The 23,962-nt window shown below is 71.6% G+C and carries 23 protein-coding genes; 11 read left to right on the top strand and 12 right to left on the bottom strand.

All coding sequences use genetic code 11. From position 1 onward, the window contains the following. Nucleotides 1-14: 14 nt before the first annotated feature. The 3 genes from ACZ60T_RS25760 to ACZ60T_RS25750 are packed head-to-tail and all read left to right on the top strand — an operon-like array spanning nt 15 to nt 2,610. Nucleotides 15-1,355 (top strand): ferredoxin reductase family protein, encoded by a 1,341-nt coding sequence (locus ACZ60T_RS25760; RefSeq protein WP_469668044.1) that lies wholly within the window; start codon nt 15-17, stop codon nt 1,353-1,355. 7 nt (nt 1,356-1,362) lie between these two features. Beyond that, nucleotides 1,363-1,818: an FMN-binding protein gene (locus ACZ60T_RS25755; RefSeq protein WP_365631072.1), complete on the top strand. Its 456-nt coding sequence runs from the start codon at nt 1,363-1,365 to the stop codon at nt 1,816-1,818. Then, nucleotides 1,819-2,610: an FAD:protein FMN transferase gene (locus ACZ60T_RS25750; protein WP_469668042.1), complete on the top strand. Its 792-nt coding sequence runs from the start codon at nt 1,819-1,821 to the stop codon at nt 2,608-2,610. A 69-nt stretch (nt 2,611-2,679) separates the two neighbouring features. Here ACZ60T_RS25750 and ACZ60T_RS25745 read toward each other — a convergent pair whose 3' ends face one another. The 7 genes from ACZ60T_RS25745 to ACZ60T_RS25715 form a co-directional block, all read right to left on the bottom strand. Next, nucleotides 2,680-3,216 (bottom strand): arginine repressor, encoded by a 537-nt coding sequence (locus ACZ60T_RS25745; RefSeq protein ID WP_365631068.1) that lies wholly within the window; start codon nt 3,214-3,216, stop codon nt 2,680-2,682. Between the two features lie 7 nt (nt 3,217-3,223). Further along, complete coding sequence (locus ACZ60T_RS25740) at nt 3,224-4,423, bottom strand: acetylornithine transaminase (RefSeq protein WP_469668040.1); 1,200 nt, start codon at nt 4,421-4,423, stop codon at nt 3,224-3,226. Continuing rightward, nucleotides 4,420-5,391, bottom strand: a complete 972-nt coding sequence (argB, locus tag ACZ60T_RS25735) for an acetylglutamate kinase (RefSeq protein WP_469668039.1) — start codon at nt 5,389-5,391, stop codon at nt 4,420-4,422. Before argB ends, ACZ60T_RS25740 begins: the two co-directional genes overlap by 4 nt. Further along, complete coding sequence (argJ, locus tag ACZ60T_RS25730; protein ID WP_469668038.1) at nt 5,388-6,539, bottom strand: bifunctional glutamate N-acetyltransferase/amino-acid acetyltransferase ArgJ; 1,152 nt, start codon at nt 6,537-6,539, stop codon at nt 5,388-5,390. Before argJ ends, argB begins: the two co-directional genes overlap by 4 nt. Before the next feature lie 121 nt (nt 6,540-6,660). After that, nucleotides 6,661-7,689: an N-acetyl-gamma-glutamyl-phosphate reductase gene (argC, locus tag ACZ60T_RS25725; RefSeq protein WP_365631060.1), complete on the bottom strand. Its 1,029-nt coding sequence runs from the start codon at nt 7,687-7,689 to the stop codon at nt 6,661-6,663. Nucleotides 7,690-7,933: 244 nt separating this feature from the next. Continuing rightward, nucleotides 7,934-8,407 carry a GNAT family N-acetyltransferase gene (locus ACZ60T_RS25720; protein WP_469668037.1) on the bottom strand — a complete coding sequence of 158 codons (474 nt, stop codon included), beginning with the start codon at nt 8,405-8,407 and terminating at the stop codon, nt 7,934-7,936. A gap of 68 nt (nt 8,408-8,475) precedes the next feature. Beyond that, complete coding sequence (locus ACZ60T_RS25715; RefSeq protein WP_469668036.1) at nt 8,476-9,918, bottom strand: aminotransferase-like domain-containing protein; 1,443 nt, start codon at nt 9,916-9,918, stop codon at nt 8,476-8,478. On the opposite strand from ACZ60T_RS25715, the gene ACZ60T_RS25710 reads away from it, so the two are divergent. After that, on the top strand, nt 9,917-10,873 hold the full coding sequence (locus ACZ60T_RS25710; protein ID WP_469668035.1) for a DMT family transporter: 957 nt from the start codon (nt 9,917-9,919) through the stop codon (nt 10,871-10,873). The genes ACZ60T_RS25715 and ACZ60T_RS25710 overlap by 2 nt on opposite strands. Nucleotides 10,874-10,972: 99 nt before the next feature. After that, nucleotides 10,973-11,179 (top strand): DUF1918 domain-containing protein, encoded by a 207-nt coding sequence (locus ACZ60T_RS25705; protein WP_365631051.1) that lies wholly within the window; start codon nt 10,973-10,975, stop codon nt 11,177-11,179. Between the two features lie 29 nt (nt 11,180-11,208). Here the strand turns inward: ACZ60T_RS25705 and ACZ60T_RS25700 are convergent, their stop codons facing one another. Continuing rightward, on the bottom strand, nt 11,209-12,474 hold the full coding sequence (locus tag ACZ60T_RS25700; protein ID WP_469668034.1) for a glycoside hydrolase family 10-like protein: 1,266 nt from the start codon (nt 12,472-12,474) through the stop codon (nt 11,209-11,211). Between the two features lie 170 nt (nt 12,475-12,644). On the opposite strand from ACZ60T_RS25700, the gene ACZ60T_RS25695 reads away from it, so the two are divergent. Further along, a complete protein-coding gene (locus ACZ60T_RS25695) occupies nt 12,645-13,505 on the top strand; it encodes a 3-hydroxybutyryl-CoA dehydrogenase (RefSeq protein WP_365631047.1) in 861 nt (286 codons plus the stop codon). Between the two features lie 95 nt (nt 13,506-13,600). Here the strand turns inward: ACZ60T_RS25695 and ACZ60T_RS25690 are convergent, their stop codons facing one another. After that, nucleotides 13,601-14,662: a hypothetical protein gene (locus ACZ60T_RS25690; RefSeq protein ID WP_469668033.1), complete on the bottom strand. Its 1,062-nt coding sequence runs from the start codon at nt 14,660-14,662 to the stop codon at nt 13,601-13,603. A gap of 415 nt (nt 14,663-15,077) precedes the next feature. Here ACZ60T_RS25690 and ACZ60T_RS25685 point away from each other — a divergent pair, with 415 nt between their 5' ends. The 4 genes from ACZ60T_RS25685 (at nt 15,078) to ACZ60T_RS25670 (ending at nt 17,078) form a co-directional block, all read left to right on the top strand. Then, nucleotides 15,078-15,245 (top strand): hypothetical protein, encoded by a 168-nt coding sequence (locus ACZ60T_RS25685; RefSeq protein WP_469668031.1) that lies wholly within the window; start codon nt 15,078-15,080, stop codon nt 15,243-15,245. 6 nt (nt 15,246-15,251) lie between these two features. Then, a complete protein-coding gene (locus ACZ60T_RS25680) occupies nt 15,252-15,623 on the top strand; it encodes a RipA family octameric membrane protein (protein WP_469668135.1) in 372 nt (123 codons plus the stop codon). Further along, a complete protein-coding gene (locus ACZ60T_RS25675) occupies nt 15,620-15,922 on the top strand; it encodes a DUF7701 domain-containing protein (RefSeq protein WP_365631041.1) in 303 nt (100 codons plus the stop codon). Before ACZ60T_RS25680 ends, ACZ60T_RS25675 begins: the two co-directional genes overlap by 4 nt. 181 nt (nt 15,923-16,103) lie before the next feature. Continuing rightward, complete coding sequence (locus ACZ60T_RS25670; protein ID WP_469668030.1) at nt 16,104-17,078, top strand: TrmB family transcriptional regulator; 975 nt, start codon at nt 16,104-16,106, stop codon at nt 17,076-17,078. A 104-nt stretch (nt 17,079-17,182) separates the two neighbouring features. Here ACZ60T_RS25670 and ACZ60T_RS25665 read toward each other — a convergent pair whose 3' ends face one another. Then, entirely contained in the window at nt 17,183-20,995 is a 3,813-nt protein-coding gene (locus ACZ60T_RS25665; protein WP_469668029.1) for a S8 family peptidase, read from the bottom strand. A gap of 463 nt (nt 20,996-21,458) precedes the next feature. Between ACZ60T_RS25665 and ACZ60T_RS25660 the strand changes: the two genes are divergently transcribed. Then, on the top strand, nt 21,459-21,716 hold the full coding sequence (locus tag ACZ60T_RS25660) for a hypothetical protein (protein ID WP_365631350.1): 258 nt from the start codon (nt 21,459-21,461) through the stop codon (nt 21,714-21,716). 72 nt (nt 21,717-21,788) lie between these two features. Here ACZ60T_RS25660 and ACZ60T_RS25655 read toward each other — a convergent pair whose 3' ends face one another. Further along, nucleotides 21,789-22,334, bottom strand: a complete 546-nt coding sequence (locus ACZ60T_RS25655; protein WP_252423724.1) for an NUDIX domain-containing protein — start codon at nt 22,332-22,334, stop codon at nt 21,789-21,791. A gap of 180 nt (nt 22,335-22,514) precedes the next feature. After that, nucleotides 22,515-23,855, bottom strand: a complete 1,341-nt coding sequence (locus ACZ60T_RS25650) for a transcriptional regulator (protein WP_469668028.1) — start codon at nt 23,853-23,855, stop codon at nt 22,515-22,517. Between the last annotated feature and the right edge of the window lie 107 nt (nt 23,856-23,962).

Genomic DNA, 23,962 nt, shown 5'->3' with positions numbered 1-23,962 from the left:
CGAAGGGAACGCACATGGCCACGGTGTATCAGCGGCAGGCGCCGCCGCTCGTCCGGCGCTTGCCCGCGGGCCTGCTTCCGGCGCTCCTGTGGGCCGGGGCCGCGGCCGTGGTCGCGCTGTGGTGGCGGGACACCGACTCGGTCGTGGGCGCGGCGGGCTGGCTGACCGGGGCCGGGCGGCTCACCGGGCTGCTGTGCGGATACGCCTGCGCCGTGCTCGTCGGGCTGATGGCCCGTGTGCCGCTCCTGGAGCGGGGCGTCGGCTCGGACCGGGTGACGCGCTGGCACGCGACGGCCGGGCGGTACACGGTCTGTCTGCTGGTCGCGCACGTCGTCCTGATCGGCTGCGGGTACGCGGCCCAGGACCGGATCTCGCCGGTGGGCGAGCTGGTCACCGTGGTCCTGCACTACCCGGAGATGCTCAAGGGCACGCTCGGCGCGGCCGTCCTGGTCGCCGTGGGCGTCGTCTCGGCGCGGGCCGTGCGCCGCAGGGTCACCCATGAGTTCTGGTACTACGCGCATCTCCTGACCTACGGCGCGGTCTTCCTCGCCTTCGGCCACCAGCTCGCGCTCGGCGCGCAGTTCACCGGGAGCGCGGTCGCTCGGGCCGCCTGGTACGCGCTGTACCTCGGCGTCGCGGCCCTGGTGGTGTGGTTCCGGATCCTGACGCCGGTACGGCTCAACCGGCGCCACCGGCTGCGGGTGGAGTCGGTGTATCCCGAGGCACCGGGCGTGTGGTCCGTGGTGATGAGCGGTCGGCGGCTGGAGCAACTGGGCGCCCGGCCGGGGCAGTTCCTGCGCTGGCGGTTCCTCACGGACGGCCTGCGCTGGACGTCCACGCCGTACTCGCTGTCGGCACCGCCCCGCCGGACCCGGCTGCGCATCACCGTGAAGGCGCTCGGCGGCCACAGCGCGTCGGTGGCTCGGCTGCGGCCGGGCACGAAGGTGTGGGCGGAGGGACCGTACGGATCACTGACCGCGGACCGGCGGACCGGCGGCCGGGCGCTGTTGATCGCGGGCGGCGTCGGAGTCACCCCGATCCGCGCCCTGTTCGAGACGCTGCCGGGCGAGGTGACGCTGCTGTACCGGGCGCGCTCGGCCCAGGACCTTGCCCTGGGCGCCGAGTTGGAGGCCATAGCGCGCGAGCGCGGCGCCCGCGTGCTGTACGCCCTCAACGGCCCGGACGGCTCGCGCCCGTACCTCACGCCCGGACATCTGCGCTCCGCGGTGCCCGACCTCGCCGGACACGACGTCTACCTGTGCGGTCCGCCCGGATTCGCTGAGGCCATGTACGAGGTGCTGCGGGCGGCCGGGGTCCCCGATCGCCGTATCCACCACGAGTCGTTCGCACTGTGAGGCCCGCATGCATCCGTTGAAGAGGAAGAACCCGCTGCGCCGGGTCGTCCTGGCGAGCGCCGCCACCGTCTCCGGGGTGGTGCTACTGCTGTCGCTCAAGCCGCACACCGCACCCGGTCTCGCCCTGGCCGCGCCCTCGTCCGCCCCGTCGGGCGGACACCCGTCGGGCGGGTCGGCCCCGGCCGGGACGCGGACCGTCACCGGTGACACGGTCCCGACCCGCTACGGCCCCGTCCAGGTCCGGATCACGGTGACGGACGGCAGGCTCACCGATGTCACGGCGATCGCCACCCCCCAGGACAACCCGAGGGACCGGTCGATCAGCGGCTACGCCGTCCCGCAGCTCACCCGGGAGGCGCTGGCCGCGCAGAGCGCGAGCATCGACGCGGTCTCCGGCGCGAGTTACACCAGTGCCGGATACCGGCGGTCTCTCCAGTCGGCCCTGGACAAGGCGGGTGGCTGAATGACCGCCCGGACGACCGGTCCCGCGTTGACGCTGCGGCACGCGGAAGAGGTGATGGGCACCGTCTTCTCCTTCGACGTGCGCGGCGGCGAGCCCGCGACCGTACGGCGCGCGCTGGCGGAGGCGATCGACGGACTCCACCGGGTGGACGAGGTGTTCACCACCTACCGGGAGCACAGCCAGCTCTCGCGGCTCTCCCGCGGCGAGCTGACCGTGGCGGACTGCGCCCCGGAGGTGGCCGAGGTGCTCGCCCTGGGCGAGGCGGCGGAGCGGCTCAGCGAGGGCTGGTTCAGCACCCGGTACGCGGGACGGACCGACCCGACCGGCATCGTGAAGGGCTGGGCGGTCGAACGGGCGGCCCGGCGGCTGGCGGCGGCGGGCGCGACCGGGGTGAGCGTCAACGGCGGCGGGGACGTGCAGATGTACGGAGCGCCCGGTCCGCACCGCTCCTGGCGGGTCGGAGTGGCGGATCCCCTGCGCGCGGGCGGGCTGGCCGCGGTGGTGTCCGCGGCGGGTGCCGCCGGGCTGGCCGTGGCCACCTCCGGGACCGCGGAGCGCGGCGCGCACATCATGGATCCCCGCACCGGCAGGCCCGCGGTCACCGACCTGGTGGCCGTGACCACGGTGGGTCCCCGGCTGACGTGGGCGGACGCCTGGGCGACGGCCGCCTTCGCGATGGGCGCGCGGCGGGCGCTGGACTGGCTGGAGTCCCTGCCGGAGGTGGAGGCCCTGCTGATCACGGCGCGGGGCGAGGCGCGGTGCACGCGCGGGCTGGCGGCCTGGCTGGGCTGAACGCCCGCGGGGACGGCGTACGGGCTCTGCCGTACCGCCGTCCCCGCAGGGGTCACCGGCCGTTCTGCGTCACTGGCCGTTCTGTGCCAGCCGCAGCAGATGGTCCGCCAGGGCCTGGCCGCCGCTCGGGTCGCGGCTGATGAGCAGGAGCGTGTCGTCGCCCGCGATCGTGCCGAGGATGTCGTGCAGTTCGGCCTGGTCGATCGCCGAGGCGAGGAACTGCGCCGCACCGGGCGGGGTGCGCAGGACCACGAGGTTGGCGGAGGCCTCCGCCGAGATCAGCAGCTCCTGGGACAGCCGCCGCATCCGCTCCTCCTTGGCCGACTCGCCGAGCGGAGCGCGCGGGGTGCGGAAGCCGCCCTCGCTCGGGACCGCGTAGATGAGGTCGCCGTCGTTGTTGCGGATCTTCACCGCGTTCAGCTCGTCCAGGTCCCGGGAGAGCGTCGCCTGCGTGACGCTCAGCCCGTCGTCGGCGAGCAGCTTCGCCAACTGGCTCTGGGAGCGCACCGGTTGCCGGTTGAGGATGTCCACGATCCGTCGGTGGCGTGCGGTACGGGTCTGCGGCACGGCGGGCCCCGTGTTGTCGTGGTCCTGCGCCTGACTCATCGTCGTCTCATTCTCCGGATCGTCCGTCCCCGTTCACAGCGTCGAGGATGCCCGGCAGTGCGCGGACGAACGCGTCCGCTTCGTCATCGCCGAGGTTCAGCGGCGGCATCAGCCGTACGACGTTCGGGGCGGGTGCGTTCACCAGGAAGCCGGCATCCTCAGCCGCCTGCTGCGCCTGCTGCGCGAGCGGCTCGGTGAGCACGATACCCAGGAGAAGGCCTTCGCCACGGACGTGGCTGATCATCGGGTGGCCGAGCGACTCGATTCCGTCCCTCAGCCGCTTGCTCTGCCGCCGCACGTTCTCCAGCAGGCCCTCGTCCTCGATGGCGCCGAGGACCGCGAGTCCGGCGGCGCAGGCGACGGGGTTGCCGCCGAAGGTCGTGCCGTGCTGGCCGGGGCGGAGCAGCTCGGCGGCCCGGCCGAAGGCGACGGTGGCACCGAGCGGCAGGCCGCCGCCGACGCCCTTGGCGAGGGTGACGATGTCGGGCAGGACGCCCTCGTGGGCCTGGTACGCGAACCAGTGCCCGGTGCGGCCGATACCGGTCTGCACCTCGTCGAGGACGAGCAGCGCCCCGGTGGCGGCGGTGATCGCACGCGCCGCCTTGAGGTAGCCGGCGGGCGGGACCACGACGCCGTTCTCGCCCTGGATCGGCTCGATCACGACCAGGGCGGTCTCCTCGGTGACCGCGGCGGCCAGCGCCTGGGCGTCGCCGTACGGGACATGGGTGACCTCACCGGGCAGCGGCAGGAACGGCTCCTGCTTGCCGGGCTGGCCGGTGAGCGCGAGGGCGCCCATGGTGCGGCCGTGGAAGCCGCCCTCGGTGGCGACGACATGGGCGCGCCCGGTCAGTCGGCCGATCTTGAAGGCGCCCTCGTTGGCCTCGGCCCCGGAGTTGCAGAAGTAGACCTTGCCGTCCCGGCCGAAGAGCTGGAGCAGCCGCTCGGCGAGCGCGACGGGCGGTTCGGCGATGAACAGGTTGGAGACATGGCCGAGGGACGCGATCTGCGTGCTGACGGCCTCGACGATCGCGGGGTGGGCGTGGCCGAGCGCGTTGACCGCGATCCCGCCGACGAAGTCGACGTACTCCTTGCCGTCGGCGTCCCACAGCCGTGCGCCCGCACCGCGGACGAGGGGCAGCCGGGGGGTGCCGTAGTTGTTCATGAGCGCGCCCTGCCAGCGCTGGGTCAGCTCGTCGTTGGCGGTCATGCCGCGTCCCCCTTGTCACCCGGGTCGGACGCGTCGGACGCGCCGTCGTCCAGGCTGTGTCCGTCGGGCACGACCATCGTGCCGATTCCGTCATCCGTGAAGATCTCCAGCAGGATCGAGTGCTGGACGCGGCCGTCGATCACGCGGGCGGTGCTGACGCCGTTGCGTACGGCGTGCAGACAGCCCTCCATCTTCGGCACCATGCCCGAGGACAACTCCGGCAGGAGCCGCTCGAGCTGGGCGGCCGTGAGGCGGCTGATCACCTCGTCGGAGTGGGGCCAGTCCTCGTAGAGGCCCTCGACATCGGTGAGGACCATGAGGATCTCGGCGCCCAGCGCCGCAGCGAGTGCCGCAGCCGCCGTATCAGCATTGACGTTGTAGACATGTCCGTCGTCCTGGCTCCGGGCGATCGAGGACACGACCGGGATGCGGCCGTCGGCGAGCAGCGCCTCGATCGCGCCTGTGTCGATCTCGGTGATCTCTCCCACCCGCCCGATGTCGACCAACTGGCCGTCGATCTCGGGCCGGTGCTTGGTGGCGGTGATGGTGTGCGCGTCCTCGCCGGTGATGCCGACGGCGAGCGGGCCGTGCTGGTTGAGCAGCCCGACCAGTTCGCGCTGCACCTGGCCGACGAGCACCATGCGGACGACGTCCATGGCGTCCTCGGAGGTGACGCGCAGGCCCGCCTTGAACTCGCTGGCGATGCCGTGCCTGTCGAGGGCGGCGCTGATCTGGGGGCCGCCGCCGTGCACGACGACCGGCCGGAGGCCCGCGTGGCGCAGGAAGACGACGTCCTGCGCGAAGGCGGCCTTCAACTCGTCGTTCACCATGGCGTTTCCGCCGAACTTGATGACGACCGTCTTGCCGTGATGGCGGGTCAGCCAGGGCAGCGCCTCGACGAGGATCCGGGCCTTGGGCAGAGCGGTGTGCTTGCGCATGCTGCTGGGCTTGGTGATCGGCCGGCTCATGAGGAGTAGGCGCTGTTCTCGTGGACGTAGTCCGCGGTGAGGTCGTTGGTCCAGATGGTGGCGGTCGCGGGGCCCGCGGCCAGGTCGGCGACGATGTGGACCTCGCGGTAGCGCATGTCGACCAGGGCGCGGTCCTCGCCGACGCCGCCGTTCTTGCAGACCCAGACGCCGTTGATGGCGACGTTGAGCTGGTCCGGGTCGAAGGCCGCCTGCGTGGTGCCGATGGCGGACAGGACACGGCCCCAGTTGGGGTCCTCACCGTGTATGGCGCACTTGAGGAGGTTGTTGCGGGCGATGACCCGGCCCACCTCGACGGCGTCGTCCTCGGTCGCCGCGTTGATCACCTCGACCTTGATGTCCTTGCTCGCGCCCTCGGCGTCCCCGATGAGCTGCCGGGCCAGGTCGGCGCACACGGCCCGGACGGCCTCGGCGAAGTCCTCGGCGCCGGGGGTGATCCCGGCGGCGCCCGAGGCCAGCAGCAGCACGGTGTCGTTGGTGGACATGCAGCCGTCGGAGTCGACGCGGTCGAAGGTGACCTGGGTGGCGGAGCGCAGGGCCGCCTGAAGCGTCGCGCTGTCGACGTCGGCGTCGGTGGTGAGCACGACGAGCATCGTGGCGAGGCCCGGCGCGAGCATGCCCGCGCCCTTGGCCATCCCGCCGACGGTCCAGCCGTCCTTCGTGACGACGCACGTCTTGTGGACGGTGTCGGTGGTCTTGATGGCGATGGCCGCCTTCTCGCCGCCGTGCTCGCTCAGCGCGGCGGCCGCCGTCTCGACGCCCGGCAGGATCTTGTCCATCGGGAGGAGTTCGCCGATGAGTCCGGTGGAGCAGACGGCCACCTCGCCCGCGCCGACACCCAGCACCTCCGCGGCCTTCTCGGCGGTGGCGTGGGTGTCCTGGAAGCCCTGGGGTCCGGTGCAGGCGTTCGCGCCACCGGAGTTGAGGACGACGGCGGAGAGCTGCCCGCTCTTGAGGACCTGCTCGGACCACAGCACCGGGGCCGCCTTCACACGGTTGGAGGTGAAGACGCCCGCGGCGGCTCGGCGGGGCCCGTTGTTGACCACGAGGGCGAGGTCCGGGTTACCGCTCTTCTTGATCCCGGCGGCGATACCCGCCGCCGTGAACCCCTGTGCTGCCGTGACACTCACTGCGTCTCCTTGGTGTTCTCTCCGCCCGCGCGGTGCCCTGGCGCGGTCTGCTCTCCCGGTGCCCGGACGGCCCGGAAGGTGCTCTCGGTCGTCCGCGGCCGGGTGGTCGCACGCGCGCGTGTCACGGTGCGACCCCGATCGTGGACAGCCCGGTGGTCTCGTCGAGCCCGAGGGCGATGTTCATGCTCTGGACGGCGCCGCCCGCGGTGCCCTTGGCCAGATTGTCGATGGCGCTGATCGCGATGACGCGGTGCGCGGCGGCGTCGTAGGCGACCTGTACCTGAACGGCGTTGGACCCGTGGACGGACGCGGTGCTGGGCCACTGCCCCTCCGGAAGGAGGTGGAGGAACGGCTCGTCGGCGCAGGCCTTCTCGTACGCCGCGCGGACCGACTCGGCGGTGGCCTCGGACGTCGCCTTCGCGCTGCACGTGGCGAGGATGCCGCGGGCCATCGGCGCGAGGGTCGGGGTGAAGGAGACGGTGACCTTCTCACCGGCCGCCGCGCTGAGGTTCTGGACCATCTCGGGGGTGTGGCGGTGGACGCCGCCGACGCCGTACGGGGACATGGCGCCCATGACCTCGGAGCCGAGCAGATGGGGCTTGGGCGCCTTGCCCGCTCCGGAGGTGCCGGAGGCGGCGACGATCACGGCCTCGTTCTCGACCAGGCCCGCGGTGTACGCGGGGAAGAGCGCGAGCGAGGCGGCGGTCGGGTAGCAGCCCGGCACCGCGATGCGCTTGGTGCCCTTGAGCGCGGCGCGCGCGCCCGGCAGCTCGGGCAGGCCGTAGGGCCAGGTCCCGGCGTGCGCGGTGCCGTAGAACCGCTCCCAGTCCGCCGGGTTCTGGAGCCGGAAGTCGGCGCCCATGTCGATCACGAGGACATCCGGGCCGAGCTGCTCGGCGACGGCGGCGGACTGCCCGTGGGGCAGGGCCAGGAAGACGACGTCGTGCCCGGCGAGGGTCTCGGCGGTCGTCTCCTCCAGGATCCGGTCCGCGAGCGGGAGCAGATGCGGCTGCAACGCGCCGATCCGCTGCCCCGCGTTGGAGTTGCCGGTCAGGGTGCCGATCTCGACCTCGGGGTGTACGAGCAACAGGCGCAGCAGCTCCCCGCCCGCATACCCACTCGCTCCCGCCACCGCCGCAGTTACCGCCATGGAATCCTCCTCCGATGGCATGACTATACGATCCGCTGTACGTTTATGCAATCCAGTTCCGCCATGACGCGCCCGCCTACCGGGACGGATTCACGATGCCCAACGAGAACAGCCGACGCACGCTGCGGCGCGCCCGGGAGGACGTGCGCGTACGGGCTTTCGGCGAGACAGCCTCCGGACGGAGGGTCCGGCGCCCTGCGCCGCCCGGCCGGTCAAGAGAGGTGACCCAGGGGTCACAAGTGGCTCAGGGGGCGACCTGCGTGTCGGTGGAGCCGTTCGGCCGGTCGAACCACAGCGCCATCCACTGGTCCGGCTTCTCCAGTGGCTCGAAGCCGAGCTTCGCGTAGACGCCGTGGGCGTCGTTCGTGGCCAGCAGGACGCGGCGTACCCCGAGCGCGGCGAGGTGGTCGCGGACCGCGCGGGTCAGCGCCGTGCCGACCCCCTTGCCCCGTACCGAGCGGTCGACGTAGACGTCACAGAGCCAGGCGAACAGCTCCCCGTCGGTCACCACGCGCGCGTACCCCACCTGCTCGCCCGAACTGAGGTCGTACGCACCGAAGTTGAGGGAGTTCGCCACCGCGCGCTCATGCTTGTCGCGGGGGCGGTCCAGCGCCCAGTACGCGTCGGTCGCGAGCCAGCGGTGGGTGCGGTCGACGTCGATGCGGGCGGTGTCGGCGGAGAACTCGTAGCCGTCGGGGAAGCGGGGTGTGTCGGTCATGACCGGAGACTTCCAGGCCGGGGACCGCGCTGTCGAGGGTTTGGGAGCCAGGGCCCTCGCACGGCTGTTCACCGAGGGCGCGGCAGCTCGTCCACCGCGGTGCGCAGCCTGCGGACGCCCTCCATGATCTCCTCGGCCCCCGCGACGGCCGCGAAGCTCAGGCGCACCTGCGCGGCGGGCGGCTCGGCGCTGAAGTAGGGCCTGCCGGGGGCGACGGCCACGCCCGCGCGCAGGGCACCCGCGACGAAGACGGACTCGTCGCAGCCTTCGGGCAGGCGTACCCACAGGTGGTGGCCGCCGTACGGGACGTGCGGCACGGTGAGTTCGGGCAGCCGCAGCCGCAGGGCCGCGGTCATCGTGTCGCGGCGGTGCCTCAACTCGGCGGCCACGGCGCGCAGATGACGCGGCCAGGCGGGCGAGCCGACGAGTTCCAGCGCGGCCTCCTGCAAGGGGCGGGGCACGAAGAACGTGTCGACGATGTGGATGGCCCGCAGCCGCTCCAGCACCGGCCCGCGGGCGGCCAGCGCACCGACCCGGAAGCTGGGCGAGGTCGCCTTGGTGAGCGAGCAGACGTGCACGACGACGCCGTCGGGGTCCTCGGCGGCGAGCGGAGCGGGCAGCGGCCCGGCGTCCTCGTGGGCCAGTCGCCGCGCGAAGTCGTCCTCGATCACGAACGCCCCGGCGTCCCGCGCGATCCGCAGCACCTCGCGTCGCCGCTCGGGCGCGAGAACGGCACCGGTCGGGTTCTGGAACAGCGGCTGGCAGACGAACACGCGGGCACCCGTCGCCCGGAACGCGTCGGCGAGCAGCGACGGCTTCACCCCGTCCGCGTCGACCGGCACGGGCACGGGCCTGAGCCCCGCCGCGCGGGCGATCGCCAGCATGCCGGGGTAGCCGGGCGACTCGACCAGGACCGGGGCGCCCGGAGGCGCCAGGGCCCGCAGCGCGATGGTCAGCGCGGACTGACCGGCGGCCGTGATCAGCACGTCGGACGCGGTGATCGCGCCGCCGATGCCCCGCGCGAACCACGCGCGCAGCTCGGTGATCCCCTCCACGGGCGGCTTCGCCCAGACACCGGGGCGGCGTCCGGCCCGCGCCAGCGCGGCCCCCATCGCCCGCTCGGGCTGCAACGACGGGTGCAGATAGCCGCCGTTGAACTCGACGACCTCGGCGGGTGGCGCGGCCAGGGAGGCCAGCACACCGGAGGCGTCGACGGTACGCGGCACGAGTTCGACGGAGGCGTCCGCGCTGAGCGCGACCTCCTGCCAGGCGGTGTCCCCCGCCGCCGGGGTCACGGCGCGCGGCTCGGCGCGGAACGCCCCGGCCCCCGGCCGGGTGACCACGAGCCCCTCCGCGGCCAACTGCGCCAGCGCCCGCGACACGGTCACCGGGCTGACCCGGAACCGCTCGACGAGCACACGACTGGACGGCAGCTTCTCACCGGGAGAGTAGCGGTTCAGCTCCAACCGCAGCTTCTGCGCGAGGTTCATGACACTGCTACGCTCTTGCATGAGAGCACAGAATAGCGCTACCGCACCGGCCCCGATAGCGGTCACCACGGCCTCGGCCCCGACCACAGGCGCGACGCCGGAAGCCGGGACAGGACATCCGAGCCGGGTCGGCACCCTCCAGGCCGCCCTCGGGGTCGTCGCCTTCTCCCTCACGTTCCCCGCCACCGCCTGGGGGCTCGAGAGCTTCGGGCCCTGGTCGCTCGTGGCCGTGCGCAGCGTGCTGGCCGCCCTCATCGCGGGCGGGTGCCTGCTCGCGCGGCGGACACCCCTGCCCGTACGAGCGCACTGGGCGGGACTCGCGGTCGTCGCGGCAGGCGTCGTGCTCGGCTTCCCGCTGCTGACCACCCTCGCCCTGCGGACCTCGACCACCGCGCACGCCGCCGTGGTCGTCGGACTGCTCCCGCTCACCACGGCCCTCTTCTCGGCGCTGCGCACGGGCGCCCGCCCCTCCCGGACGTTCTGGGGCGCCGCCGTCGGGGGCGCCGCCGCGGTCATCGCGTTCACCGTCCAGCAGAGCGGGGGCGCGCTGACCGGCGCGGACGCCTACCTCTTCGGCGCCCTGCTGATCTGCGCGGCCGGCTACACCGAGGGCGGCCGACTGGCCCGGATCATGCCCGGCCGGCAGGTCATCGGCTGGGCGCTGGTGCTGTGCCTGCCGCTCGCCGTGCCCGGGGCGCTCCTGGCCCTGTCGTACGAGCCGATCCACCTCACGGCGCACGGCGTGACCGGGGTGCTGTGGGTCGCGGCCGGTTCGCAGTTCCTCGGTCTGATCGTCTGGTACCGGGGCATGGCGGCGATCGGCGTCCCGAAGGCCAGCCAGTTGCAGCTCGCACAGCCGCTGCTCACACTGGTGTGGTCGGTACTGCTCCTCGGCGAGCACCTCACCCCGGCCGTACCGCTCACGGCCGCCGCCGTCCTGGCCTGTATCGCGGCCACGCAGCGGGCGCGGAGCTGACCCGAGGCGAGGCGCACGGGCCGGGTCGACCGGCGCCCCGGCCGCAGGCTCGTGGCCACGGACCGATACTCCCGTACGTGACGAGGAGGCGCCTCAAAGATGCGCGCAACTGTGGGCGACAAGCTGGTACAGCACGGCAGGGTCGTCGGCCAGCACGACAAGGTCGCCGAGATCGTCGAGGTGATGGGTACGGAAGGCACACCTCCGTACCGCGTCCGCTTCCAGGACGGGCACGAGGCGGTGTGCTCTCCGGGCCCCGACTCCGAGATCCGCCACGAGGAGGCCTCCCGGCAGGTCCGGCAGTAGAGCGGTCGCCAGGAGAGCGGTCGGCGTGCTCAGCGCGGCGGGTCCACCGGCCACGGGTAGTGGTCGGCGACCACGCGCGTCATCGCGCCGACCGGATCCGCCGCAACCTCCTTGGCGGCGAAGAAGACATGCCCGCGCGCCTGCGGGTAGGACGCGGCGAGGGCGAGATGCCGGGACAGTTCCGCCGGGTCCCGCCAGGGGGCGGGCTGCGCCGGGTCACCGGCCTTGTACAGCGCCTCCCCCAGATAGAGCCGCACCGCGGTGCCCTCGGTGACCTTGGCCCACCAGTCCACGAGTTCGGCGTAGTCCGCCGCCGCGAAGCCGATGTTCCAGTAGAGCTGCGGGCAGATGTAGTCCAGCCACCCGGACCTGACCCAGCCGCGCGTGTCCGCGTACAGGTCGTCGTACGTCTGCACTCCGGCGCGGGTGTCCGAACCGCGGGAGTCCTTCGCGGCGTTGCGCCACACCCCGAAGGGGCTGACCCCGAAGCGGGCCTCGGGCCGCGCCTGCCGGACCTGCGCCCCGGTCTCCCGGATCAGCAGGTCGATGTTGTGGCGGCGCCAGGCGGCCCGGTCCCGGAAGCCGCCACCGTGGGCCGCGTACGTCTTGGCGTCGTCGAAGGTGTGGCCCTTGACGGGATACGGATAGAAGTAGTCGTCGAAGTGGACGCCGTCCACGGCATAGCGGCGTACGGCGTCGAGGATCGCCTTCTCCACGAAGGCCCGTACCTGCGGCAGCCCCGGGTCGTAGTAGAGCTTGCCGCCGTAGGACACGACCCAGTCAGGGTGCTTACGGGCGGGATGCGCGGCGGCGAGCCGCTTCGGGTCGGCGTGGTTCGCGACGCGGAACGGGTTGAACCACGCGTGCAGTTCGAGCCCGCGCGCGTGCGCCTCCTCCACGGCGGTGCCGAGCGGGTCCCAGCCGGGGTTCTTGCCCTGGGTACCCGTCAGACACTGCGACCACGGCTCGTACGGGGAGGGCCACAGCGCGTCGGCCGTGGGACGGACCTGGAGGAACACGGTGTTGAGCCGACGCCTGACCGCCATGTCGAGATGGGCGCGCAACTCGGCGCGCTGCGTGGCGGCCGTGAGGCCGGGGCGGGAGGGCCAGTCGCGGTTGGCCACGGTCGCCAGCCACATGCCCCGCATCTCCTCGGTCCCGTCCTCCCGTTCCCTCTCTCGTTCTTCCTCCCGTCCCTCTCCTCGCGCCTCCTCGCGGCGGCGGGGGGCCGCCGCCCCCGCCGTGAGCAACGACAGCCCGGCGACCGTGAACGCGCGACGCGACAAGGGCCCCATCCATCACTCCCTACGCTCCGGATCCGCTCCCTCACGGATCGTCATTGGGCCCAAGAATGCACCCCACCCGAACGATCGATCATCGATACTTGGAGGTAACGTGCACGATCGGAGCAGGCGCCGCACCCCGGAGGTCCTGCCCACAGCCGTAGATCAGCGAAAGGGACGATGTGACCGACATCGAGCGCGTCGGAGTGGTGGGCTGCGGCCAGATGGGAGCGGGCATCGCGGAGGTGTGCGCCCGCGCCGGACTGGATGTGGTGGTCGCCGAGACCACCGGCGAAGCCCTGGAGATCGGCCGGACCCGGCTGTTCAACTCCCTGTCCAAGGCGGCCGAACGCGGCAAGATCTCCGAGGAGGAGCGTCAGGCCACGCAGGACCGGCTGCGCTTCACCACCGACCTCGGCGAGTTCGCGGACCGCGACCTGGTCATCGAGGCCGTCGTGGAGAACGAGCAGGTGAAGACGGAGATCTTCCAGGTCCTCGACCAGGTGGTGACCCGCCCGGACGCCATCCTCGCCTCCAACACCTCCTCCATCCCGCTGGTCAAGCTCGCGGTCGCCACCTCGCGCCCGGACCACGTGGTCGGCATCCACTTCTTCAACCCGGCCCCCGTGCAGAAGCTCGTCGAGCTGATCCCGGCGCTCACCACCTCCGAAGGCACCCTGAGCCGCGCCCAGTTGTTCGCCGAGAAGGCCCTCGGCAAGCACGCGATCCGCGCCCAGGACCGCTCGGGCTTCGTGGTCAACGCCCTGCTCGTGCCCTATCTCCTCTCCGCCATCCGGATGTTCGAGTCGGGCATCGCGGGCCGCGAGGACATCGACAACGGCATGGAACTGGGCTGCGCCCACCCGATGGGCCCGCTGCGGCTCGCCGACCTGATCGGCCTGGACACCATCGTCTCCATCGCCAACTCCATGTACGAGGAGTACAAGGAGCCCCTGTACGCCGCTCCCCCGCTGCTCCAGCGCATGGTGGAGGCCGGGCGGCTCGGGCGTAAGTCGGGGTCGGGGTTCTACTCGTACGCCTGACGGCACTCAACGCCTCAACTGCGGGCCTGACACGGGAACTTCCGTGTCAGGCCCGCAGTCGTCCGTGACGGACGCGGAACCAGGCCGCCACGTCCTCAGGGCCGCCTCGGCCGCCGCCCTCTACGTCCGAACCCCTGCTGCGAGTGAACACTGCCGAGCAGCGGCTGGCGGAGAGGCTCCGGTACGGCCTCGACGGGAGGCTCATCCTCAAGGGGAAGAGCAATGTGTTGGTCCGGCGGCCACGGACGGCGCGGCAGCGCGGCCAGCGGGCCGAGGACGGGATGCACCTGGCCGCTGACCACGCGTCGTACCGTCCTGAAGTGGCGCAGCGGCTTCGCCGTGACCTTGAACGGGTGTACCTGGGGGCGCCAGTTCACGTCGAAGGTGATGAAAGCCCGGAGCGGCATCTCCCATTCCCGTCTGGACACCCGGGGCTCTCGCGGACATTCCGGCAGGTCGGGCAGCGGCGCCCAGGACTCGCCAGGCTCCGCGGCCGTGCGCTCGGCATACCTCTTCCTGGCCGCCGCGCGGAACGCGTCGAACTCCTCCGTACTGCAACCGACCATCAGCACCAGCCGCTCGGGGGAGGCAGTACGCAGGGCCTCCGTGTATTCCCAGACCGTTCCGGGCCCCGGTGCCACGAACATCAGCACACCGTGCGCGCCCTGGATCAACTTGCTCACGGTGTGCTGCCAGTGATGCAGCGGAAGATAGCCGCGCTCCGCGCCCAACAGCGGCAACCGTTCGCCGGGTCGGCCGATGGCCACCACCCTGCCGCAGCCGGTGAACTGCTTGATCAGGAATTCCTCCGAGGTGAGGCCCGGCACCTCGGGGACCCTGTTGCCCCACAAGCCTGGGGCCTCCGGCGGCGCCTGCGCAAGCTCGCGGTCCACGGTGAACGGCCGTAGATACAGCAGGTATTGCTCCCCGAGCAGGCCTTCCAACGGGTGAACCAGCGGAGCGCGGTGTCGCTTGCCCCACACCGCGACTCTTCGGCCTGCGGAGTAGGCGCCCCAGCCGCCCAGAAGGACCGCCGCGTAGATGACGATGCGCACGGCGAGGTGCAGTTGCGCAAACTCAGATGTCGGCTCGAAGAACATGTGTCGGGCAAGAACACCGCTGACCCCGACAGCGAGGGCGAAGCCGGTCCAGCGCACGGTGCGTCCTGTCGCTTCCGCGGTGTACCCGCGCATCCGACGCTGTTCCGGTAACTGATGATCCATGCCGCTCCTCGACGCGGAAGCAAGGACTGGGTCGGGGCACACTCGGAGGTTTCGCCGTCGTCGGCGATGTGCGGGCTGCGGGCTGCGGGCTGCGGGCTGCGGGGGGATGAACGGCCGAACTCGGGCCACGAGCTTGTCGAGAGTACCCGGGCGCACCCTGGCCCGGCGGGCAATCGGGACACAATTACCGAGGCCGAATGAGGCGGCCTGCCGGATGCGCGGTCGGATCAAGGTGCCGCAGAGCGGCCGGCCTTCGGGCGGGATCGGTGGGCGAAGGGATCACGAAGTGGGCGTGGCCGGTTGTGGCAATGCGGCCACGTGTGACGGCCCGCACGTCATGATGGTGGCCATGATGCCTGAGCCACGCAACGCCCCGGTGCCCGCCCCGGCCGCGGATGGAACCGAAGGTTCGGCCAAGGACGAGGAGGGCTCCGCCGCCGGGGTACCGGAGTTATCGCCGTCGGTGCTGGAGCTGTACACGCTGGCTGTGGAGATGGCCGACCGGGTCTCCGCGTGACGGGGTCTGGCCAACGCGTTCTTCCTGTCCGTGCAGACGGCCTTCGTCGGTGCGATCGGCATCTCCCTGGCTGATGCCGAGCAGAGACCGTTGTGGACCGCGCCGGTCATCGCCCTGACGGGGATCGCGATCTCGACGACCTGGTGGCTGCAACTGCGCAGCTATCGGGACCTCAACCGGGCGAAGTTCGAGGTCATCAACGCGATCGAGACACGGCTCCCGGTCAAGATCTTCACGGACGAATGGCAGCTCCTGGTCCGGGCGCCCTCGGCCCGTTCACGGACCCGGTACATCGAACTGGGTTTCAGTGAACGGATGATCCCGTGGGTCTTCGCTCTGTTGCACGGGCTGCTGTGTCTGGGCAGGCTGCTCGCATGACCTATCTGCGGGACGACGCCCGGCTCATCAGATCCCATCTGCCCACGTACGCCTGCCCGCCGGAGGACGCGGACGCCCTGTTCCTCATGTACGCCGTCCTCATGCGAGCGAAAGGCGTGCATGTCACGGAGGTCGACGTGCACGACGCCTGGGCGGCCTGGATGGAGACCCGGAATCCGCGTCATCCGGCCCTGGTTCCCTTCGAGTTGCTGGACAAGCCCACGCAGCGTCAGGACATACCGTACGTCGAGGCCATCCAGTCCGCGGCGCGCGACCGCGACACACACCGGGCGCCGTGACCCGGCTCCGGCTTCGGAGACAGGTCCGTTCAGGCCGGACGGCCAGGTGTCGACTTGGCCCCGCCGGGCAAGATGATCTGAACGATCATCACGCCGGTCGCACTCGGGACGGCACCGGCCGTTCGGCATGCGTTCCGGAGCCATGGCCGACACCGACGGCCGGGGCGGGAAAGGGAACGCGATGCTGGAAGTTCTGGGGCTGTCGGACATCGAGACGCGTGTCTACACAGAGCTGATCCACGGCGGGGCCCGCAGTTCCGGGAAGGTGGCCGCGGCGCTCGGCGTGCCCGCCGAGGAGGTGGTGGCGGCCCTGCGGAGGCTGATCGTCCGGAGCCTGGTGGTCGCCGAGAAGGACGGGCGTTTCGAGGCGCTGCCGCCCGACGTGGCCGGGGAGGTCCTGGTCCGCCACCGGATGCAGGAACTGGCCGTCGCACAGGCCGAGTTGGCACGCCTGGCCGAGGAGTACCACAGCACCGGCCACCAGGAGCGCGGCAAGGTGCCGGTGGAGTACACGCCGGAGAGCGCGGTCGCGCGCCGCGCCGACCAGATACGGCGCGACGCCCGCCGCGAGGTGCTCTACTTCGACACCCCTCCCTACTGGTCGGTAGACAACGATGTCCAGCTCCAGCAGCAGTCCACGGGCGTGTCCTACCGGACCGTCTACGACCGGCAGGCCGTCGCCTACCCCGGCGCGATGGCCCGCATCGATCAGTGCGTCGAGGCGGGCGAACAGGCCAGGGTGACGGCCCGGCTGCCGATGAAGGTGATGATCGTCGACCGCGAGGTGGCGGTCCTGCCCGCGCTCTGGGGCGACGTGACGTTCCCCGGCGCCTCCGCGATCATCAGACCGAGCCCGCTGCTCGACGGGCTGATCGAGCTGTTCGAACGGGTCTGGGCCGACAGCGTGCCCCTCGACCGTGCCTCGGTGTCCACCCAGGCACGCGCGGAACTCGACGTCGACGACACCCGGTTGCTCACCCTGCTCCTGAGCGGGCTGACCGACGAGGCGGTCGCCCGCCACCTCGGCGTCGGTCGTCGCACCGTACTGCGCCGCGCGCGTGGCCTGATGAACCGCGCCGGTGTCGCGACCCGTATGCAACTCGGCTGGTACGCGGCGCAGCGCGGCTGGGTCCGGGTCGCCGAGACACAGGGTTGATGCCGCCCGAGCCGGGTGGTCCGATGACGTACAGGGGCCGGGCGCGGGCGGCAACACCCGTACCCGGCCCCTGTGTTCATGCCGTGCCTCTCACCCGCCCGCCGTCAGCGCAGCGCATAGGCCTTCTCGATGCTCTGCAAGGTGCGGCTGCCGTGGTCGTCCCATAGCTCGACCTTGACCGCGACATAGCCGTCGGTGGACGCGAGCTTCGGGTGACGGTAGGAGACCCGGAAGGAGTCCTGGTCCAGCCGCTTCACCTCGGTCCGCTGCCACGTGGTCCCGCCGTCGTAGCTGACGGACACCTTCGCCCCGGAGGTCGCCGTGGAGCCCTTCCAGCCCTCCGGGCGATCCGCGTCGAGGGTGAAGGAGTACGGCTTGTTGGCCTGGGCCCGGTTGAGGAGGTCGAGTCGCAGGTCGTACCCGGGGTTGATCACCGCTTCGTAGGCGCAGTACTCCATGTCGCTGATACCGCAGTCAGCGGCCTGGTCGGTCGGGGCCTGCGAGGTGAAGCGGTAGTCGGTCGTGATGTCGGTGCTGTGCCGGATGCCCTCGACCGCGTTCGCACTGTCGTAGGCGAACTTCGTCACGAACCGGTAGTCGGCCTTCTCCGGCACGCCGTCGGCGATTCCCATGAAGACGTCGATGGGCTCGCCGTCGCGGTACGCCTCCCAGGTGCCGCTGGAGAAGGAGTCCGACAGCACGTGGTCCGGCTCGGAGTCGTGCGGCGCCGTGTACAGCAGGAAGGTGTCACCGGTGCGGCAGAAGACGCACGGGGTGCGGGACCCCAGCGGGGCCGGTGTCAGAGGCCCAGCGAACCAGGTCCCGTCGACGACCTGACCGGGCCGGTACGTCTTCGGCGTCTCCAGCTCGAACAGCCAGGGTTCCTCGCCCGGCGCCATCATCTGCAGGAACTGCTGGCGGGAATCGGCGGCGTAGACGTACTCGTCATACGTGACGCCGCGCCGCACCTGCTGCCACGGACGGATCGACAAGGGGAACAGCGGGCTCCAGGAGCTGAGGGAGTACCAGGCCTTCGACGGGCCGTCGTCGCCGTACACGCTGTTGTGGAGTGTGGCGAAGTCCCGCTTGTGCGCTGTGAGGGAGGGGTTCTCCGGTATCCCCTTCTCGAAGCTCCACTGCCCCGAGTACGCGTACGCGGAGTGTTCCCGGCCGTGCAGGGTGATGGTGGTCGCGCCCTGCGAGACGCGCTGGGCGAGCGCGGCGCCGTCGGAGGCGCCGGTGGCGAAGACCGGGAGCGAGGAGGTCGCCGTGTACACGTTGTACGGGGCGTCGGGCACGGGCAGCAGGACGACGGCCGCGGCGCCCGCGTCCTTCAGTGCCTCGAGCCGGTTCCCGATGTGCACGGGGTCGTCGTGGCGGACCAGAGCGGCCTTGCCCTTGACGTCCACCTTGGCGAGGTCCGCGGGGGACGCCGTCCCCGCGTCGACCACGGCGAGGTTCTTGGTGCCGCTGAACCGGGCCAGATCGGGCGCGGTCCGCACGGTCAGCGGGAACCCGTGGGCTCCCTTGACGTCCGCCGTCAGGACGGGCTGGGTGTTGCGCTCGAAGAACGAGACGGCCGAGGTGCCGCTGCGGGGCGCGGCGCTGGGGATCACGCCGAACACCTCGTCCGAGGACGAGGGGTAGGCCATCACGCTGTAGGTCGTGCCCATGCGCTTCTCGTTGATCCGGGTCACCTCGTAGTCGAGGGCGGACCGCTCGAGGGGCCGCTTCTCGTCCGCGACCTTCGCCTTGACGTCGACGGCCTTGGAAGCGTCCACGCTCACCGCGGTGGCCGCTCTGGCCACGGTGACGTCGTCGAGGTCGTAGAGGTCCGTCGCTTCGTGTGTCCGGTAGAACTCGTAGTCGAGCGGGAAGCCGCTCGTGCCGGTGGCGACGGAGCCGAGGACGGCGTAACGGCCGCTCGGCACGCGGAAGGTCTCGCTGGTGACCCCGCTGACCGTGCGCGGCTCGAAGGTGTCGTTGTCGAGACCCATGACGAGGACGTCGGCCGAACTCGCGGTCCCGCCGTGCCGGTCCTTCAGACGTACGGTCAGGTCGAACCGCTCGGTGTCACGGGTGAAGCCCACGGCCGTGTGCGCCACGGCGGCGCCGTCGGCCGAGGCGGTCACCGCGCCGGAGTAGACACCGGGTTCGGCCTCGGCCGGGTCGAGCGTGACCTTCGCCTGGGCGGTGCCGTGCGCCGCGACGGTGACCTCGGGCGCGGCGAACGTCAGCGCGCCCGCCGGCAGTGCCTTGCCGGACCCGCTCGTGGCCTCGGCGGCCAGGGAGACCGTCACGGCCTTGTCGGAACGGTTGCGCAGGGTCAGCGTGCGCGGCTCCGGGGCGTTCTTGGGGTCGAAGTCGAGGAAGCCGAAGTCGACGTTGCCCTCGATGTCCACGGACGCGTCCAGGCTGGCGTCGACCGCGGTGCGACCGCTGCCCTGGTCGTAGACGGTGGTGTCACCCTGCTGGGTGTGGGAGACGAGCGCCGCCTTGAGCTGCTCGCCGGTCCAGTCCGGGTAGCGCTCCTTGAGCAGCGCCGCCGCGCCCGCTACGTGCGGGGTGGCCATCGAGGTGCCGTTGGCCGAGGTGTAGTGCTCGTCGACGACCGTGCCCATGGCGGTGCCCGCGGCGCGTGCGGCGACGATGCCGACGCCGGGAGCGGTCAGATCGGGCTTGAGGCCGCTGTCGCCGACGCGGGGACCTCGGCTGGAGAACTCCGCCATGTGGTCCGACTTGTCGACCGCGCCCACGGTGAGGGCGGAGTCGGCGGTGCCCGGGGAGTCCAAGGTCGACTCGCCGGGTCCGCTGTTGCCCGCGGCGACCACGAAGAGGGTGTCGCTGGAGGCGCTGAGCCGGTCCACGGCCTCCCGGGTCGGGTCACCGCCGGTCGAGGCCGCTGAGCCCAGGCTCATGCTGACGACGTCCGCGCCCTGGTCGACGGCCCACTCCATACCGGCGATGATCCCGGAGATGGGTCCGCTGCCCGCGTCGTCGAGAACCTTGCCGATCATCAGCTCCGCCCCGGGGGCGACGCCCTTGAGGCGGCCGTCGGACGCCGCGCCGGTGCCCGCCACGGTCGACGCGACATGGGTGCCGTGGCCATGGCCGTCGGTGACGGTGTCGACTCCGGTCAGGAAGCTCCTGGTCGCGCCGATCCGGTTCTTGAGGTCGGGGTGGGTGGTGTCGACGCCGGTGTCGAGGACGGCGACCTTGGTGCCCTTGCCGTCGAGTCCCGCCGCCCAGGCCGCGGGTGCCCCGATCTGCGGCACGCTCTGGTCGAGGGCGACCTTGGCCTTCGCGTCGTACCAGATCTTCGCGACGGGGCCGGTGGCGGACGAGGACCGCGCGGCGGCGTTCTTCTTCGTCAGCGCGGGGGTGACGGCGTGCCAGAAGCCCGCGGCGCCCTTCTTCTCGACCCGGACCGCCGCCATGTCGAGCCGGTCGAGCACCACGCCCGGCTTGCCGGACGGCAGGTCCTTCGCACGGCGGGTGAGGGTGGCACGGGAGGCCTTGTCGGCGTACTCGACGATGACCGGGACCCGGTCGGTGGAGCCGTCCGCCTGGCCGTCGGCCAGCAGCCGTGTGACGTTGAACAGGTTCCGGTCGAGCGTCTGAGCGGCGATACCGGCCACGGAGTCCGACGGGTAGACGTACAGATCGCCGTCGGGAGTGGTGAGGGTGCGGTAGGTCTTGGCGGTACCGGGGGCGGGGGTCACGGTGACGGCGCGCTTGCCGTCCGGTCCCTGAGTGAGCGTCACCTTGTCGCCGGTGATGAGCGTCACGGACCGGGGCTTGTGCTGCTCGGTGGCGCCGACGAGCTGGGACGCGGTGCCCGACGGCGTACCGGTCGCCGCCTGGACGGCGCCCGCGGCCGGCAGGCCCGCGATCATCGTCCCGAGCGCGACCGCCACAGACGTACTGAGCAGTCGTCTCCGAGATCTCCCGCGTGCGGAATTCGGCATCTGCCTCTCCTAGCTGAACGGATCGTCACCCCGGAGGTCAGCGAGCAGCACGGAACGGCCGGGTGGGGCGTCCCGTGTGATCGCCAAGGGGTGCGAGCCGAAAGCTATCCGTGAGACAGGGAGGCGAAGAAGGGAAGGCGGCGGCGCACTTGCGCCAACGGCACCAAAGAGCCAGCCCGTTGCGGGGTGCGCTCGGAGGGCGCGACGGAGACGTACAACTCGTGACGGACTGTCACCGTCAACTCCCCGCGGACCCGGCACCCTTGGCCGGTGCCGGGTCCGCGGCATTCACACACCGTGTGCGCGGCGGACTCGCATATGCCCCTCGCGCACTCTCCCCACGCGCCCACCAGGCGAGTTGACTCTCCATGCGTATGCAAGGGATGTGCCGACTACGGAAAGGAGCGGACTCGTGCCCGCCGACCCCGAGCATCCTGTTCTTCAGGGGGAACTCGCAGAGTTACGCCGTCGCCTCGATGTGGGCAACGCCCATGTCGAGGGAGGGCTGGCGCTGCTCAGCCATCGTGCCGAAGAGACAGCCAAGGATCTGGACGATCTGAGTGGGCGGATCGTCCAACTGGAACACACCCGCTGGCCGTTGCCCGCGGTCGCGGCCCTCACGTCCGTGGGCGCGCTCGCCGTGACCATATGGCAGGCCCTGGGGCGCTAGTGCCACGCAAGGCACCGGCCGCCCCAGGGCCCGTGCGGGACCCGAACTCCACGCAGGCCCCGGTGGCGGGGATCAGGGATGGATGTCCTGCCCGAGCCTGAGGTGGTGCAACAGCAGCAGCGCGGCTGCCATGTTGGCGGCCGGGACCTCGCCGCGGGCGACCATGTCGGGGACGAGCTTGAGGGGCACCCATTCCCGGCGGTCCGACTCGAAGTCGTCCACGGGATGTCCGACGTACTCGCCCTCGTCGGCCCAGTAGATGTGATGCCGGGCGTCGGTCAGTCCGTTGGACGGCTCGACACTCATCAGGTGCCGCAGGGGTCCCGGCCGCCAGCCCGTCTCCTCCTCCAGCTCACGGGCCGCCGCCGCGGCGATGTCCTCGCCGTCCTCGACGACGCCCGCCGCCAGCTCCCATCCCCAGCTGTCGGTGATGAAGCGGTGCCGCCACAGCAGCAGGACCTCATTGGCCTCGTTCACGACCGTGGCCACGGCCACGGGCCGCATCCGTATGAGGAAGTGGTCGAGATGACGGCCGTCGGGCAACGCGACATCTGCGAGATTGACGCTGAACCAGCGATTTGCGTACACAGTCTGTTCGTTCAGTTTCGTCCACTGCACGGTAATGCCACCTTCCGCTGAGTGAAGTGGCAATATCGCAGTTCGACTGTCATCTCAGGCAGCGGGAGCGTCGGCTCGGAAGACTCACAGCGGCGCACACTCGGCGCAGGCGCGGGCGCAGTCGTCACGCGCACCGGTCAGGGAGCACGGCTCTTCGGCCGGGGGGGGGTGGGGCGGTGGTTACAGCGGTACGCGCAGGGCCGCGTCGATGAGTTCGGCCGCTTCGGCCGTTCCGGCACTGCCGTTGCGTACGAGGTGTTCCCGCACCGCCCGGAGTCTGTCGCGCAGCCGCATGGACTCCACGCCCCGCGCCTGCTCGGTCATCTCGACCGCCGTGGCCGCCGCCTTGTCCGCGTTGCCCTGGCGCAGTTCGATCTGGGTGAGCATGGCGAGGCGGTGCACCCGGCCGCGGTCGTGCGCGGGCGTGTCCACGGCCGCCGCCGCGTGCTCCCCCGCCGCCGCCACGTCCCCGAGGCTGAGCAGCGCCTCCGCGACCTGGACGTTGACGAGGCCGGGCTGGACGTAGCCGGTCTCGTCCGGTTCATGGCCGCGCCGGATGCGCTCGGCGGCCGACTCGGCCTGCCGGATGCAGGACAGGGCGCTCGTCGCGTCGCCGAGATGCGCGTACGCCTTCGCCTGCATCGCGTACAGGTCGGAGGCGAGCGCCGGGGTGATGTGCCGGCCCGCGGTGCGCAGCGCGGCCTCGGCGAACGCGACGGCCTGCCGGTACTCCCTCATGAACAGCGACTGGTTGACCAGCAGGGCTATCACATACGCGCCGAGCCGCCGGTCTCCGCTGGCCTTCGCCAGGCGCAGCGCCTGGTGGAAGTAGCGCTGGGCGAGGCCGTGGGCGTCCGAGTCATAGGCGCAGATGCCCGCGATCGCCACCAACCCGCCTGTGGCGCGGTGCAGTTGGCGGCCGAGCGCGTCGGTGTAGCCGCCGCGCAGCAGGGGCGCCGTCTCGGTGTTGAGGAAGCCGACGACCCGGCTGCGGGTCGCGATGCCACCGGCCTTGCGGTACATCTGCTCGTAGTGGGCGCGGGCCGCGCGCAGCATGTCTATGTCGGCCACGGTGACCCGCTGCCGGCCGCCCCGGGAGACGTCGACGTCCTCGGGCGGGTTCTCCCACTCCCATACCGGCATGACGGCGGGGGTGCCCGTGACGGCCGGGGCGCCCAGGAGATGGGGGCGTTGCTGTTCGTCCGAGCGCCACAGCGCGGTGGCCCGCTCCACGAAGCCGGACAGACCGGCGCCGTGCGAGGCGGCCGGTTCGCCGGGGACGCCGAGGCCGATGTCGTCCAGGGTCACCGGGCGGTGCAGCCGGACGGCGAGCACCTCGCAGATCAGGTCGGGCACCTGGCCGCGGGGCCGCTGACCCTTCAACCACCGCGCCACGGCGGTGTGTTCGTACCTCAGCGCGAGTCCGCGGGCCCGTCCCGCCTGGTTGACATGGGCGGCCAGGCCCGCATGGGAGACCCCGGCCTCGTCGAGAATCGCGTCGAGCAGTGTGTTGGGCTGCATGGAAGGCCCCCCGTCGGCTCGGTGGGGACAGCGTAGTGCGCCCCGGTTCACACGGGGTGTGAACCAAATGCGAGCATCCGGGCCGTACGCGCGCTGTCGCGCCGGGG

The sequence above is a fragment of the Streptomyces sp. NPDC104371 genome (genome assembly GCF_055583785.1).
Note: the sequence above shows the minus strand (reverse complement) of the source record. Positions and strands in the feature narration are given on the sequence as shown.